Genomic DNA, 14,907 nt, shown 5'->3' on the forward strand with positions numbered 1-14,907 from the left:
TCCAGCAGCCCTCCGGCCGACGCGGCGGTCAACGGTCAGGTGACCGCCGTCGAACTCGCCGGGATCACAAAGCGATTCCCGGGCGTCGTGGCCAACCACGACATCCATCTCACCGTCCGCAAGGGCACCGTCCATGCCCTCGTCGGTGAGAACGGCGCCGGCAAGTCGACGCTGATGAAGATCCTCTACGGCATGCAGAAGCCGGACGAGGGCACCATCGCGATCGACGGCGCACAGGTCGCCTTCTCGTCGCCGGCCGACGCCATCGTCCGCGGCATCGGCATGGTGCACCAGCACTTCATGCTCGCCGACAACCTCACGGTGCTCGAGAACGTGGTGCTGGGCAGCGAGAAGCTGTACGGCATCGGCGGCAAGGCCCGCCGCAAGATCAAGGAGCTCTCCGAGCGCTACGGCCTCGGCGTGCGCCCCGACGTCCTGGTCGAGGAACTCGGCGTCGCCGCCCGCCAGCGCGTGGAGATCCTCAAGGTCCTCTACCGCGGCGCCCGCATCCTGATCCTGGACGAGCCGACGGCCGTCCTCGTGCCGCAGGAGGTGGACGCGCTCTTCGACAACCTCCGCGAGCTCAGGTCCGAGGGCCTGTCGGTCATCTTCATCTCCCACAAGCTGGGCGAGGTCCTCTCCGTCGCCGACGAGATCACCGTCATCCGCCGCGGTACGACCGTCGGCACCGCGGTCCCCGCCGAGACCAGCCCGCGCCAGCTCGCCGAGATGATGGTCGGCAGCGAGCTGCCCACCCCGGAGACCGCCGAGTCCACGGTCACCGACCGCCCGGTCATCACCGTCGACAAGCTCCGCCTCGAGGCGTTCGGCGGCAAGGCCCTTCTCGACGACATCAGCTTCACCATCCACGCGGGCGAGATCCTGGGCATCGCCGGCGTGGAGGGCAACGGCCAGACCGAGCTGGTCGACGCGCTCATCGGCCTCAAGGGCGCCGACTCCGGCACGATCGCGCTGATCGACGAGGAGATCACCGCCTGGCCCACCCGCAGGCGCCGCGAGCAGGGCATCGGCTACATCCCCGAGGACCGCCACCGCCACGGCCTGCTCCTGGAGGCCCCCCTCTGGGAGAACCGCATCCTCGGCCATGTCACCGAGAAACCCAACGCCAAGGGCGTCTGGCTGGACCCGAAGGGCGCCCAGGCGGACACCCGCCGGATCGTCGCGGACTACGACGTGCGCACCCCCGGCATCGACGTCACCGCCGCCTCCCTGTCCGGCGGCAACCAGCAGAAGCTGATCGTCGGCCGCGAGATGAGCAGCAAACCGCGCTTCCTCATCGCCGCCCACCCCACCCGGGGTGTGGACGTCGGCGCGCAGGCCGCGATCTGGGACCACATCCGTGAGGCCCGCCGCGAGGGCCTGGCCGTGCTGCTGATCTCCGCCGACCTCGACGAGCTGATCGGCCTGTCCGACACCCTGCGCGTGATCTACAACGGCAAACTGGTCGCCGACGCCGACCCGGCCACCATCACCCCGGAGGAACTCGGCTCGGCCATGACCGGTGCCGCCACCGGTCACCTCGAACACCAAGAGACCCCGGCAGACACCCCCGAGACCCCCGAGACTCCCGACCTTGGCAAGTCTCCCGAGTCTCCGGAAGACGAGGCCCGCTGATGAAGAAGTTCGACAAGGAGCGCGTGCTCCTCGCGGTGGCCGGACCGGTCATCGCGCTCGCCGTGGCCTTCGTGCTGAGCGCGATCGTGCTGGTCGCCTCCGGCAAGAACCCGGTCGAGCCCTTCTCGATCATGTTCGAGCAGGCCTCGTTCTCCGATGTCCAGGTCCGCATCATCAACCAGGCGTCGATGTACTACATCGCGGCGCTCGCGGTGGCCATCGGCTTCCGGATGAACCTGTTCAACATCGGCGTCGACGGCCAGTACCAGCTCGCCGCCATGATGGCCGCGATCGTCGGCGCCCACGCGAACCTGCCGGCGGTCCTGCAGATCCCGCTGCTCCTGCTGACCGCCGTCTGCACCGGCGCCTTCTGGTCCGGCATCGCCGGTGTCCTCAAGGTCACCCGCGGGGTCAGCGAGGTCGTCGCGACGATCATGCTCAACGCGATCGCGGTCTCCGTGATCGCCTACCTGTGGCTTCCGAACGCCTTCGGCGTCAAGGTCGGCAACAACAACACCACCGGCGAGATGCACGAGTCCGGCTGGGTGCCCGGCATCGACATGGGCGCGGCCGGCGAGATCTACGGCCTGGTGGTCCTCGCCGCGCTGCTCGGCATCGGCTACTGGATCGTCCTCAACCGCACCCGCTTCGGCTTCGACCTGCGCGCCTCCGGCGCCTCCGAGTCCGCCGCGGCGGCCAGCGGTGTCGACCCCAAGCGCATGGTGCTCACCGCGATGCTGATCTCCGGCGGTCTCGCCGGTCTCGCGGGCCTGCCGATCCTGCTCGGGGACTCGCACACCTACAACCTCAACTTCCCCACCGGCATCGGCTTCCTCGGCATCGGCATCGCCCTGCTCGGCCGTAACAACCCCACCGGTATCGCCTTCGCCGCCCTGCTGTGGGCCTGGCTCGACAAGGCCTCGCCCGAGCTCGACTTCCACGACTACGACAAGGAGATCGCGGTCATCATGCAGGGCCTGATCGTGCTCTCCGTCGTCGTCTCGTACGAGGCCGTCCGCGAGTGGGGTCTGCGCCGCCAGCAGCGCCGGGTCGGCGCAGAGCTGGCCGCCGGACACGTCCTCGGCGCCACCGACAACGTCAAGAAGGAGGTGGCCGGCCGATGACCACCGTGACCGACCTCAACCAGCCCAAGCTCCAGCCCGCGGCGCCGACCGGGCGCCGGATGTCGGTGCAGGTGCTGCTGCTGGTCATCGCCGGCGCCCTGGCGCTGACCTCGATCGTGCGCATCATCACCGGCGCCGACGGCATCACCAACGTCAGCCAGATGTCCACCGCGCTCCAGCTCGCCGTCCCGATCGGCCTCGCCGGTCTCGGCGGTCTGTGGGCCGAGCGCGCGGGCGTCGTCAACATCGGCCTCGAGGGCATGATGATCCTCGGCACCTGGTTCGGTGCCTGGGCCGGCTTCCAGTGGGGCCCGTGGACGGGCGTCCTGGTCGGCATCCTCGGCGGCGCGATCGGCGGTCTGCTGCACGCGATCGTGACCGTCTCCTTCAACGTCAACCACATCGTCTCCGGTGTGGCCATCAACATCCTCGCCCTCGGCGCCACCCGCTACCTCGCCCCGCTCGCCTTCGAGGGCCACACGGGCGGCTCGGCCAAGCAGTCCCCGCCGGTGGACTCCCTCGGCAACTTCACGGTGCCCGGGCTCTCCGACGGACTCCGGGACCTCAACGAGAAGGGCTGGTTCTTCGTCTCCGACGTCGCCGGCCTGCTCGGCGGCCTGATCACCAACGTCTCCTGGCTGACCCTGCTGGCCGTCGCGCTGATCCCCGGCACCTGGTGGGTGCTGTGGCGCACCGCGTTCGGTCTGCGGCTGCGGTCCTGCGGCGAGAACCCGGTCGCGGCCGAGTCCCTCGGCGTGAACGTCTACAAGTACAAGTACATCGCCGTGATCATCTCCGGCGGCCTGGCCGGCCTCGGCGGTGCCTTCCTGTCCATCGTGGCCAACCCCTTCTACCTGGAGGGCCAGGTCAGCGGTCGCGGCTACATCGGTCTCGCCGCGATGATCTTCGGCAACTGGATGCCGGGCGGACTCGCCATCGGCGCGGGCCTGTTCGGCTACACCGACAGCCTCAACCTGCGCGGCGGCTCCGAGAACGTCCACGCGCTGCTGCTGCTCGGCGCCCTGCTGCTGATCATCGGCTCCATCTGGCTGGCGTTCCGGAAGAAGTACACCTCGTCCGTCATCACCCTGCTCATCGGCGGCCTGGTGCTCGCCTGGTACCTGGGCACCAACGAGGTCCCGAACCAGGTCGTCTCCGCCACGCCGTACGTCATCACGCTCATCGTCCTCGCCCTGTCGGCCCAGCGCCTCAGGATGCCGAAGGCGGACGGCATGCCGTACCGGAAGGGACAGGGCAAATGACCGACGTCGACTGGGAGCAGCTGCGTGCGGTGGCCCGGGACGCCATGTCGCGGGCGTACGCCCCGTACTCCGGCTACCCGGTCGGCGTGGCCGCCCTGGTCGACGACGGGCGTACGGTCTCCGGCTGCAACGTCGAGAACGCCTCCTACGGCCTCGGCCTGTGCGCCGAGTGTGGACTGGTGTCGGAGCTGCAGAACACGGGGGGCGGTCGGCTCACGCACTTCACCTGCGTGGACGGCCACGGCGAGATCCTCGTCCCGTGCGGCCGCTGCCGTCAGCTGCTGTACGAGTTCGGCGGCCCCGGCCTGCTCCTGGAGACCCCGGCGGGCATCCTGCCGCTGTCCGAGATGCTGCCGCAGGCCTTCGGGCCGGGCCATCTCACCGCGTAACTCCCGTGCGGTCCCTCCGAGTTGCCCGCTTGGGCCGCTCGGGGGGCCGCGCAGTTTCTGAATGCTTTTCGGAAGGAAGGCCAAGCCATGGCGTTGTTGTCGATGGATGTCATCTCCGTCATCCGCACCAAGCGGGACCGTGGTGAGCTCAGCGACCAGCAGATCGACTGGGTCATCGACGCGTACACCCGCGGGGAGGTCGCCGACGAGCAGATGTCCGCGCTCGCGATGGCCATCCTGCTCAACGGCATGAACCGCCGGGAGATCGCCCGCTGGACGGCCGCGATGATCGCCTCCGGCGAGCGCATGGACTTCTCGGCCCTGTCCCGCCCGACCGCGGACAAGCACTCCACGGGCGGCGTCGGCGACAAGATCACGCTGCCCCTGGCCCCCCTGGTCGCCGCCTGCGGCGCGGCCGTCCCCCAGCTGTCGGGCCGCGGCCTCGGCCACACCGGCGGCACCCTGGACAAGCTGGAGTCGATCCCGGGCTGGCGGGCGCTGCTCTCCAACGAGGAGATGCTGTCCGTCCTCGAAGGGACGGGCGCGGTGATCTGCGCGGCGGGCGACGGCCTGGCCCCGGCGGACAAGAAGCTCTACGCCCTGCGGGACGTGACCGGCACGGTCGAGGCGATCCCGCTGATCGCCTCCTCGATCATGTCGAAGAAGATCGCCGAGGGCACCGGCTCCCTGGTCCTGGACGTGAAGGTCGGCACGGGCGCCTTCATGAAGACCCTTCAGGACGCCCGCGAGCTGGCCTCCACCATGGTGGGCCTGGGTACCGACCACGGCGTGAAGACGGTCGCGCTCCTCACGGACATGTCGACGCCCCTCGGCCTGACGGCGGGCAACGCGCTGGAGGTCCGCGAGTCGGTGGAGGTCCTGGCGGGCGGCGGCCCGTCGGACGTGGTGGAACTGACGCTGGCGCTGGCCCGCGAAATGCTGGACGCGGCCGGGGTGAAGGACGCCGACCCGGCGAAGGCCCTTGCAGACGGCTCCGCGATGGACGTCTGGCGCCGCATGATCGCCGCCCAGGGAGGCGACCCGGACGCCGAACTCCCGGTGGCACGCGAGCAGCACGTCATCAAGGCCCCGGCCTCGGGCGTCCTGACCCGCCTCGACGCCTACGGCATCGGCGTCGCCGCCTGGCGCCTGGGAGCCGGACGCGCCCGCAAGGAGGACCCGGTGCAGGCGGGCGCGGGCGTGGAGATGCACGCCAAGCCCGGCGACACGGTCACCGAGGGCCAGCCCCTGCTGACCCTGCACACGGACACGCCCGAGCGCTTCGAGTACGCGTTGCAGGCGGTGGAGGTGGCGTACGACATCGGGGCGACGGGGACGGAGTTCCCGGCGTCGCCCGTCGTGCTGGAACGTATCGCCTGACCTCGACTTTCCTCGTTCGGGTGAACGGGACCGGTGGACCGCCGCCGGTCCCGTTCGGCATGCTGGGATCGGTGACGCACCGAATTAGGAGACCGCCATGAGCGCACTCACCGTCAGCCACGACCCCGAGCAGAGCTGGGACGACCTTGTCCGGTTCTGGGAGGAGATGGAGTGGCCCGAGGGCAGCAAGGTGGAGATCATCGAGGCGATCATCACCGTGTCACCTGCTCCCGCTTCCCGCCACAACGTGATCGCGGCCCGCATTCAACGTCGCCTGTACTCCGTGGTCCCTGAGGACTGGGAGATCTTCCAGACACAGGCCATTGCCGTTCCATCGAGGCTGGGCATGTTCATTCCGGACATCCTGGTCGCCCCGGTTCAAGAGTGCGCCGAGACGGACACCTACATGCCGGCCGCTCTCGCGGAACTCGTCGTGGAGGTCACCTCCAGGAAGAACGCACGCCACGACCGCGTGAGCAAGCCGGCCGCTTACGCCTCCGCGGGCATTCCGCTCTATCTGCTCGTCGACCGCTGGGCGCCCGGAGGCCCGACCACGACGCTCTACGGAGAACCGAACGGCGATGTCTACCGGGTCCTGAGCGCGGTGAAGTTCGGTGATCCCATCAAGGTGCCCGAGCCGTTCGACGTGATGATCGACACCAGCGAGTTTCCCGTCGACTGACCCTCACCCCAACAACGCCGCCACCGCCACCAACACCGGCACCGACAGCACCGTCGACACCAGGATCGAGTCCCGCGCCAGCCGCTCGCCCACCCCGTAACTCGACGCGTACGTGAAGAGGTTCTGCGCCGCCGGGAGGGCCGACGTCACGACCACGTCGAGCAGGGGCGCCCCGCGCAGTCCGAACACCCCGACCGCCAGCGCCCAGGCCACCACCGGCTGGCCCACCGTCTTCAACGCGACCGAGAGCAGCACGAGCGGGCGGTCCGGGCCCCGGCCCGGCATCGCGCTGCCGCACAGGGAGATGCCGAAGGCGAGCAGGACCGCCGGGACGGACATGTTGCCGATCAGCGTCACGGGGTCCATGGCGAAGGACGGGATGTCGATACCGGATGCCGAGACCACCACTCCGGCCAGCGACCCCACCGCGATCGGATTGCGCAACGGTGTGAGCAGCCGGTGCCACAGCGGGCCCTTCTCACCGTCCCTGCCCGACAGGTCCAGGACCGTCAGCGCGACCGGCGTGATCAGGAGGAGCTGGAACAGCAGGACCGGCGCCACCAGTGAGGCGTCGCCCAGCACGTACACGGCGATCGGGATACCGAGGTTGCCCGAGTTGACGTAACCGGAGCACAGCGCGCCGATCGTCGTACGGCCCACTCCCCAGCCGCGTACGACACCCACCGCGACGAAGACGCCCGCTGCCGCCGCCGTGCTCAGCGCGGTCACGATCAGGCGGCTGGAGAAGATCAGCGACAGGTCGGTGCGGGCGAGCGTGGTGAACAGCAGAGCCGGTGAGGCCACGTGGAACGCGAGCTTCGTCAGGACGTCGCGGCCGTGCTCGCCGAGGTGGCCGCCCCGCCCGATCGCATAACCGACGGCGATCACGACGGCGATCACCGCGAAGCCGGTCAGCACTCCCTGCACGGGGCCTCCTCAGAGGTGAGGAAGGCGTGCGGTCTCCAGGGCGGTGCGGATATGTGGCGCATACAGGCAACCCTCCGGGGAAGGAGGGCGGCGGGTCAATCCGGTCCCGGTCGGCGGACAGCAGGGGGGACGCGTCGGCCGCGATGAGTTACGCCCGCCCCGCCGGTCTACCGATCGTGGACGCCATGACACCCGCTGTACTCGTGCTCACCGGCCCCGTCACCAAGGACGAGGTGACCGGGCTGTGCGACGACGTGCGGGCACTGCTGGAGACCAGTGGCGCGAGGACCGTGGTGTGCGATGTCGGAGGGCTCGGACCGCCGGGGCTCGGCACCGTCGACCTGCTGGCGCGGCTGGAGCTCACCGCCCGGCGGGCCGGCGGCCGGATCCGGCTGCGGGACCCCGCCCCGGCCCTACACGCCCTCCTCGACCTGGTCGGTCTCCGCTTCGAGACGGAGGGGCAGCCCGAACAGCGGGAACCAGCGCTGGGTGTCGAGGAAGCAGTGGAACCCGCTGATCCGCCCGTCTGAGATCTCCAGGACCTGCACCGCCCAGGGAACGAAACCGCCCTTCTCCGGGTCCGGCTTGTACTGGGCGAACCCCGGCAGGCCGTTGACCTGGACCGGCACCAGACGCGAACCCGCGCAGGGGGCGCCGAGCGTCGTCATGAAGCCGGTGATGTCCGCCTGGCCGGTCAGCCACAGGTCGAACGGCGGCATCGTCATGACCGCGTCCTCGTGCAGCAGGGCCGTCAGAGCGGTCATGTCGTAGCCCTCGAAGGCCGCCACATAGCGGTCGAGCAGCTTCTGCTGGTCGTCGTCCAGAGGGTCGGACACGGCGGCGTCGGCGCCGCGCTGCTCCCGCTCGGCGAGCGTCGCCCGGGCGCGCTGCAGGGCGCTGTTGACCGACGCGACCGAGGTGTCGAGCAGTTCGGCGACCTCGCTCGCCTTCCAGGCCAGCACCTCGCGCAGGATCAGCACCGCGCGCTGCTTGGCCGGGAGCTGCTGGAGGGCGGCCATGAACGCGAGCCGCACGGACTCCTTGGCCACGGCCGCCTCCGCCGGGTCTTCGGTCGTGGGCAGCACGCGCGCGTCCGGCATCGGCTCCAGCCAGGTGTTGTCCGGGCGGGGGGAGAGGGCGGCCTGGGCGAGGGGGGTGGAGTCCGTGAGGTCCATCGGCCTGGCGCGTTTGTTGCCGGCCGTCAGCATGTCCAGGCACACGTTCGTCGCGATGCGGTAGAGCCAGGAGCGGAGGCTGGAGCGGCCCTCGAACTTCTCGTAGCTCCGCCAGGCCCGGACCATCGTGTCCTGCACCGCGTCCTCGGCCTCGAAGGACGAGCCGAGCATGCGGTAGCAGTATCCCGTCAGCTCGGTCCGGTGTTTCTCCAGCCTGACGTCGAGATCCGTCGTCACCGTGTCACTCATCGTCCACCCACCCCTGTGGCGTTCCTGTCGCGCGCCTTTGCGCCCAGCACTTCGGAAGCTACCGCACGGCACTGACAATGGCCTGGGGAGTGGGGAAAGGTGCAGGTTGGTGGGGGTGCGCGCCCCTGGGTTGACCTCTCAACCGACCGAGACGGGTGGTGGGTGGGCAAAGGCCCGGGGGTCCAGGGGGCGGAGCCCCCTGGTACGGCGCGTCAGTGGGCCGGCACAGTAACCCGCCGCGCAGCGACCCGGGCCGCACGCGAGCCGAACACCGTGATCGTCACGACGCCGAGCACCGCCAGCAGTCCGACGCTCACCGTCCCGGCCCAGCCGCCCGCGTGGAACGCGACCGCGCCGACCGTACTGCCCGCGCTGGAGCCGACGTAGTACGCGGACTGGTAGAGGGCCGAGGCCTGCGCCCGCCCCTTCGTCGCCGTCTTGCTCACGGCCGACGACGCGACCGCATGCCCCGCGAAGAACCCCGCGGTGATCAGCACCAGGCCCAGCAGGACCAGGGGGAGGGAGTCGGCCAGGGACAACACCAGCCCCGCCGCCGTCGTACCGCCCCCCGCGTACAGCGCCCCGCGCCGGCCCAGCCGACCGACCAGCCGCCCCGCCGTGGACGCCGACACCGTACCCACCAGGTACACCAGGAAGATCGACCCGATGATGCCCTGGGGCAGCCCGAACGGCGCCTCGGTCAGCCGGTACCCGATCACCGTGTAGACCCCGCCGAAGACGGTCATGAACAGCGCGCCGATCGCGTACAGCCGGCACAGCAGCGGGTTGGAGAGATGATCGCGGACCGTACGCGCCAGCACCCGCGGCCGCAGCGAGCCCGGCACGAAGTTCTTCGGCGCCGGCAGCAGCAGCCGGAAGGCCACCGCGCACGCCACCGCGAGCGCACCGATCACGCCGACCGCGACCCGCCAGCCCCACTCCTGCGCGACCCAGCCGGTGATGACCCGGCCGCTCATCCCGCCGACGCTGTTGCCCGCGACGAACAGACCGATCGCGGTGATCAGCGCCTTGGGCGTGACCTCCTCCGCGAGGTAGGCCGTCGCCGAGGCCGGCAGCCCGGCCAGCGCGGCACCCTGCACCGCCCGCAGCACGACCAGCGCCGTGAGCGACGGAGCGAAGGGGACCAGCAGCCCGACCGTCACCGCGACCGCCAGCGAGGCCGTCATCACCGTACGCCGGCCGAATCGTTCCGACAGGGCGCTCATCGGCAGGACGAACACCGCCAGTCCACCGGTCGCCGCCGCCACCGTCCAGCTCGCCTCGCTCGCCGCCACCCCGAAGTCGGAGGAGATCAGCGGCAGCAGGGCCTGCGTGGAGTAGAGGAGGGCGAAGGTCGCGACACCGGCGAGGAAGAGGGCGAAACTCATCCGGCGGTAACCGGGGCCGCCCGGGGCGACACGGGAATCGACGACTGGGGCAGAAGCTGCGGCGCCCACGATGGTGGACGCCCCGGTACTGGCGGGAGACATGCTTCGAAGTTACGTACGCTCCCGGTCATCCGTCCAATGCATGGAATCGGCATAATCGTTCCCATGGAGCATCAGCAGAGGTCACAGCCACGCCTGTCACCGTCCAGTGACACAGAAGACATGGTGATGTTGCTGGCCCCGCGCCTCGCGTACTTCGCCGGCGTCGCCCGCACCGAGCACGTCACGCGCGCCGCCCAGGAGATGCAGGTCCCGCAGTCCACCCTGTCGCGGGCGATGGTCCGCCTCGAACAGGACTTGGGCGTCGACCTGTTCGCCCGCCGCGGCCGTACGGTCTCCCTCACCCCCGCCGGACGCACCTTCCTCGCCTCCGTCGAGCGTGCCCTCGCCGAAGTCGGCCGCGCCGCCGACGAGGTCCGCGCCGACGCCGACCCCACCACCGGCAAGGTCGCCTTCGGCTTCCTGCACACCATGGGCGCCGAGACGGTCCCGGGCCTGATCCACGCCTTCCGCGCCGACCACCCCCGCGTCCGCTTCAGCCTCGTCCAGAACTACGGCGAGGCGATGATCGAACGCCTGCGCGCAGGCGAGCTGGACCTCTGCCTCACCTCACCCGTCCCGGACGCCCCCGACCTCGTCGCCCGCCGCCTCGACGAACAGAAACTCCGCCTGGTCGTCCCGGCCGACCACCGCCTCGCCGCCCGCCGCCGCATCCGCCTCGCCGAGGCCGCCGACGAAACCTTCGTCACCCTCGAACCCGGCTACGGCCTCCGCCGCATCACCGACGACCTCTGCCAGGAGGCCGGCTTCAAGCCGAGGGTCGCCTTCGAGGGCGAGGAGGCGGAAACCCTGAGGGGCCTGGTGGCAGCGGGCCTGGGGGTGGCCCTCCTGCCCCCACCCGTCTTCCCCCGCCCGGGAGTCGTGGAACTGACGGTCACAGCCCCGAGGGCAGCCAGAGAAATCGGCGTGGCCTGGCTCGACGGCCACCCGGACACACCGCCCGTGGCAGCCTTCAAAAGGTTCCTACTCTCCAAACGAGGCAACCTGCTGCCAACCTAAGGGGCGCGGGGAACTGCGCGACCAGCCACAACGAACCCGCCACCCCGAACACAACACAAAGCCCCGAGCTCTACCGCCTCAACGACTTACCGAACCCCGCAGCCAACGGCATGCGCAACCCCAACGGCGGAGGCGCCGCCAAGGCATCCCGCACCGGCCGCGACAACGCCCGCCCGAACAACGCCCCCATCACGAAGTCCTCGGCCAGCGCGTGCACTTCCTCCCGATGCTGATGCAACCCGTGCCCGTCGGAGTGCACTTCGAACCGGCACACATCCCGGTTCGCCTTCTTCGCCCGCGTCGCCAGCCGGAACGACAACTCCGGATCCGTACGTTCGTCATTCGTGCCGTGCACGATCAGCACCCGGCGCCCCACGAGCTGCTTCACCGGTTCGGGTGGCGCGGCCACGTCCTCCTCGGGCAGCCAAGGGGCGAGTGCCACCACGGAGTTGACAGCCTCGTGTCCGCTCGCGTGCAGCGCCGCGCGGCCGCCCATGTCGACGCCGATGAGGCAGACGGGGACGTCGCCGTAGCGCCGTACGGTCTCGTCGACCGCCCAGGAGGCGTCGTGGGCCAGCCGGGCCTCGCTGCCGTTCCAGCCGCGATAGCGGTAGTGGACGACGTGCGCGGCCAGGCCGTCCTCGCGGCCCGCACGGGTCAGGCGCCGTCCCAACGCCCTTACGGACGCGGTCGCCATCATGGGTGAGGGTCTGCGGGCGGAGACCTCGTCGCCACCGGGGAGCAGCAGCACCACCCCGCTCACCGCCGTCGGCTCCGGTCCCCGTACCCGTCCCAGCCGGGCCGTGCGAACCGGCGTCGCTTGCTGTGCCATGACAGAACAGTGTCAGAAGCGTGGGTGTACGACACTGGTCCGTGCGGTCACCGTTACGTATCGACGATTTCGTACAGCGAGCGATCTACGCGCGTAGGCGTTAGAGTGCGGAAATGACGAGCCAGACTGCCCCGAAGGGAACCACCCCGAGCTCGGACCAGATCCGCCGGGCGCCCAAGGTCCTGCTGCACGACCATCTCGACGGCGGGCTGCGCCCCGGCACGATCGTCGACCTCGCCCGGGAGACCGGGTACTCCCACCTCCCGGAGGCCGATCCCGACAAGCTCGGCATCTGGTTCCGCGAGGCCGCCGACTCCGGTTCCCTGGAACGGTACTTGGAGACCTTCTCGCACACCGTCGGCGTGATGCAGACCCGCGACGCGCTCGTCCGGGTCGCCGCCGAGTGCGCCGAGGACCTCGCCGAGGACGGCGTCGTGTACGCGGAGGTGCGGTACGCCCCCGAGCAGCACCTGGAAGGCGGCCTGAGCCTCGAAGAGGTCGTCGAGGCCGTCAACGAGGGCTTCCGGGAAGGGGAGCGCCGAGCCCGCGCGAACGGCCACCGCATCCGCGTCGGCGCCCTGCTCACCGCCATGCGGCACGCGGCCCGCGCCCTGGAGATCGCCGAACTCGCCAACCGTTACCGCGACCTGGCGGGCGGCGGTGTCGTCGGATTCGACATCGCGGGTGCCGAGGCCGGATTCCCGCCCACCCGGCACCTCGACGCCTTCGAGTACCTCAAGCGCGAGAACAACCACTTCACCATCCACGCCGGCGAGGCCTTCGGGCTGCCGTCCATCTGGCAGGCCCTCCAGTGGTGCGGCGCCGACCGGCTCGGCCACGGCGTGCGCATCATCGACGACATCCAGGTCCAGGCGGACGGCTCGGTGAAGCTCGGCCGGCTCGCCTCCTACGTACGGGACAAGCGCATCCCGCTGGAGCTGTGCCCCAGTTCCAACCTCCAGACCGGAGCCGCGGCCTCGTACGCCGAGCACCCGATCGGGCTGCTGCGCCGGCTGCACTTCCGGGCGACCGTGAACACGGACAACCGCCTGATGTCCGGCACCAGCATGAGCCGGGAATTCGAGCACCTTGTCGAGGCATTCGGTTACACGCTCGACGACATGCAGTGGTTCTCCGTCAATGCGATGAAATCAGCGTTCATTCCTTTCGATGAACGACTCGCGATGATCAATGACGTCGTCAAGCCCGGATATGCCGAGCTGAAGTCCGAATGGCTGTTCCAGCAGACCGCTTCCACCAGCGGTTCTGTGGCCGCGGAGGGCTGATCTGGGGGAAACCGGGGATCCGGAATGCGGGCGGACTTTCACGAGTCGTCCGCATTTCGATGTTTGCGGCGGGTGCCTTCGCGTGTTTACGGTCGTGGACCGCTCACATCCCGTCATCCCATTCAAGGACGCATTTTTCATGAAGCAGTCTGCTGCCAAGACCCTCGGTGTCGCCGCTCTCGGTGCCGCCTTCGCCGCCGCCGGTGCGGGTGCCGCGAACGCCGCCCAGGCCGTCCCGGACGCCACCGAGGCGCTGGGCACCGTCACCCAGACGCTGCCGGCGGAGAACGTCACCCAGACGCTGCCGGGGGCCGGTGACGCGGTGTCGCAGGCGCAGCCGGCGCTCGCCACGAGCCTGGCCGACGTGCAGCCGGTCGCACAGGAGGCGCTCTCCCAGGGCCAGACCGCGCCGGTCGCCGGTCTGCTCGGCGGTCTGCCGGTCGGTGACACCGGGGTGCCCACGCAGGGCCTGCCGGTGAACGGGATCCCGCTCGGCTGATCCGCACCGCCTCCGTACGCGCCGGTGGGGCGCACCCTTGGACACGGGGTGCGCCCCACCGGCGTACGTGCGCCTACCAGGCCGTGCGCGCGGCCTTGTCCTCCGACGGGAAGAGGATCCACAGCGCGATGTAGAGCAGGAACTGCGGGCCGGGCAACAGGCACGAGACCACGAAGATGACCCGCATCGTCGTGGCGGAGGTGCCGAAGCGCCGAGCCAGCGCTGCGCACACTCCGCCGATCATGCGGCCGTTGGTGGGGCGGGCAAGGCGGTTCATGTTCGGCTCCTTCGTGAGCGTCGGTCGAAGGCGGCTCTGTCGGCTGCCTCATCTGACTACCACGGTACGGAGACGAAGAGGACAAAGCGTCGCTCTACGGTGCGATGCCGACCCTGGGAATCGTCGGGGTCCGACCCTGAGGAGCCTCCTCCTGGCGGACGGAGCGGCTCTGTACACGCTCCGTCCTGCGGCGGAGCAGGGCACGGGCCGCGGGCACGAGCGCCGCGTGCGCGAGAGCGACGCCCGCCGTGTTCAGGAGCAGTGAGTCCACGTCGACGACCTGTCCGGGCACGCCGGTCTGGAGCAGTTCGATGCCCAGCGAGATCAGGGCGCCGGCGGCCGTCGTACGGAGCAGGGAGGCGAGCGGGGAGACGGCGAGCCTGCCGTGCACCATCGGGAGCAGCACACCCAGTGGGGCCAGCAGCGCCAGCCCTTCGGCGATGCGCCGGGCGCCCTCCTGCCAGCCGAGCGCGGCATCCGCCCGGATACCGGCCAGCGGATGCAGATTGGGCGGCATCACCCAGGGAACGTCCAGCGGACGCAGCGTGAACCAGGCGACGAACGCGAGGTGTGCGACGAGGAGGACACCTCCCGTCACACGGATGCGAATCGCGGCCCTGCCGCCGATGGAGCCTTGACGCTGCACGCCCCCCTAGACGCGGCCTCCGGCACGATCGGTTCCG

General features: G+C 70.1%; 16 protein-coding genes. 10 read left to right on the forward strand and 6 right to left on the reverse strand.

The features are described 5' to 3' along the window. The first annotated feature begins 39 nt into the window (after window positions 1-39). The 6 genes from QFZ76_RS31945 (at window position 40) to QFZ76_RS31970 (ending at window position 6,472) form a co-directional block, all read left to right on the forward strand. The gene (locus tag QFZ76_RS31945) at window positions 40-1,635 is read left to right on the forward strand and encodes an ABC transporter ATP-binding protein (protein WP_307676941.1); all 1,596 of its coding nucleotides are present in this window, start codon (window positions 40-42) and stop codon (window positions 1,633-1,635) included. Then, the gene (locus tag QFZ76_RS31950; protein WP_307676942.1) at window positions 1,635-2,759 is read left to right on the forward strand and encodes an ABC transporter permease; all 1,125 of its coding nucleotides are present in this window, start codon (window positions 1,635-1,637) and stop codon (window positions 2,757-2,759) included. The genes QFZ76_RS31945 and QFZ76_RS31950 overlap by 1 nt, the downstream gene beginning before the upstream one ends. Beyond that, complete coding sequence (locus QFZ76_RS31955) at window positions 2,756-4,021, forward strand: ABC transporter permease (RefSeq protein ID WP_307676943.1); 1,266 nt, start codon at window positions 2,756-2,758, stop codon at window positions 4,019-4,021. The genes QFZ76_RS31950 and QFZ76_RS31955 overlap by 4 nt, the downstream gene beginning before the upstream one ends. Next, entirely contained in the window at window positions 4,018-4,410 is a 393-nt protein-coding gene (locus QFZ76_RS31960; protein WP_307676944.1) for a cytidine deaminase, read from the forward strand. The genes QFZ76_RS31955 and QFZ76_RS31960 overlap by 4 nt, the downstream gene beginning before the upstream one ends. Window positions 4,411-4,506: 96 nt before the next feature. After that, window positions 4,507-5,790, forward strand: coding sequence for a thymidine phosphorylase (locus QFZ76_RS31965; RefSeq protein ID WP_307680191.1), 1,284 nt, complete (start codon window positions 4,507-4,509; stop codon window positions 5,788-5,790). A gap of 97 nt (window positions 5,791-5,887) precedes the next feature. Next, window positions 5,888-6,472, forward strand: coding sequence for a Uma2 family endonuclease (locus tag QFZ76_RS31970; RefSeq protein ID WP_307676945.1), 585 nt, complete (start codon window positions 5,888-5,890; stop codon window positions 6,470-6,472). A gap of 3 nt (window positions 6,473-6,475) precedes the next feature. On the opposite strand, the gene QFZ76_RS31975 is transcribed toward QFZ76_RS31970, so the two are convergent. Next, the gene (locus tag QFZ76_RS31975; RefSeq protein ID WP_307676946.1) at window positions 6,476-7,399 is read right to left on the reverse strand and encodes an AEC family transporter; all 924 of its coding nucleotides are present in this window, start codon (window positions 7,397-7,399) and stop codon (window positions 6,476-6,478) included. A gap of 185 nt (window positions 7,400-7,584) precedes the next feature. On the opposite strand from QFZ76_RS31975, the gene QFZ76_RS31980 reads away from it, so the two are divergent. Next, on the forward strand, window positions 7,585-7,929 hold the full coding sequence (locus tag QFZ76_RS31980) for an STAS domain-containing protein (protein ID WP_307676947.1): 345 nt from the start codon (window positions 7,585-7,587) through the stop codon (window positions 7,927-7,929). Here the strand turns inward: QFZ76_RS31980 and QFZ76_RS31985 are convergent. Next, a complete protein-coding gene (locus QFZ76_RS31985) occupies window positions 7,813-8,823 on the reverse strand; it encodes a sigma-70 family RNA polymerase sigma factor (protein ID WP_307676948.1) in 1,011 nt (336 codons plus the stop codon). The genes QFZ76_RS31980 and QFZ76_RS31985 overlap by 117 nt on opposite strands. A 212-nt stretch (window positions 8,824-9,035) precedes the next feature. After that, entirely contained in the window at window positions 9,036-10,313 is a 1,278-nt protein-coding gene (locus QFZ76_RS31990) for an MFS transporter (RefSeq protein ID WP_307676949.1), read from the reverse strand. 63 nt (window positions 10,314-10,376) lie between these two features. Here QFZ76_RS31990 and QFZ76_RS31995 point away from each other — a divergent pair, with 63 nt between their 5' ends. Beyond that, window positions 10,377-11,330: a LysR family transcriptional regulator gene (locus tag QFZ76_RS31995; RefSeq protein ID WP_307676950.1), complete on the forward strand. Its 954-nt coding sequence runs from the start codon at window positions 10,377-10,379 to the stop codon at window positions 11,328-11,330. Window positions 11,331-11,400: 70 nt separating this feature from the next. Here QFZ76_RS31995 and QFZ76_RS32000 read toward each other — a convergent pair whose 3' ends face one another. Further along, window positions 11,401-12,162, reverse strand: a complete 762-nt coding sequence (locus QFZ76_RS32000; RefSeq protein ID WP_307676951.1) for a prolyl oligopeptidase family serine peptidase — start codon at window positions 12,160-12,162, stop codon at window positions 11,401-11,403. A 113-nt stretch (window positions 12,163-12,275) separates the two neighbouring features. Between QFZ76_RS32000 and QFZ76_RS32005 the strand changes: the two genes are divergently transcribed. Both QFZ76_RS32005 and QFZ76_RS32010 read left to right on the forward strand, forming a co-directional pair. After that, entirely contained in the window at window positions 12,276-13,448 is a 1,173-nt protein-coding gene (locus tag QFZ76_RS32005) for an adenosine deaminase (RefSeq protein ID WP_307676952.1), read from the forward strand. 139 nt (window positions 13,449-13,587) lie between these two features. Continuing rightward, complete coding sequence (locus QFZ76_RS32010) at window positions 13,588-13,947, forward strand: ATP-binding protein (RefSeq protein WP_307676953.1); 360 nt, start codon at window positions 13,588-13,590, stop codon at window positions 13,945-13,947. A 73-nt stretch (window positions 13,948-14,020) separates the two neighbouring features. Here QFZ76_RS32010 and QFZ76_RS32015 read toward each other — a convergent pair whose 3' ends face one another. Next, window positions 14,021-14,224, reverse strand: a complete 204-nt coding sequence (locus QFZ76_RS32015; protein WP_266434556.1) for a PspC domain-containing protein — start codon at window positions 14,222-14,224, stop codon at window positions 14,021-14,023. A gap of 94 nt (window positions 14,225-14,318) precedes the next feature. Beyond that, the gene (locus QFZ76_RS32020) at window positions 14,319-14,870 is read right to left on the reverse strand and encodes a VanZ family protein (protein ID WP_307676954.1); all 552 of its coding nucleotides are present in this window, start codon (window positions 14,868-14,870) and stop codon (window positions 14,319-14,321) included. Window positions 14,871-14,907 lie beyond the last annotated feature (37 nt).

The organism is Streptomyces sp. V4I2, from assembly GCF_030817655.1.
GTDB lineage: Bacteria > Actinomycetota > Actinomycetes > Streptomycetales > Streptomycetaceae > Streptomyces > Streptomyces plumbiresistens.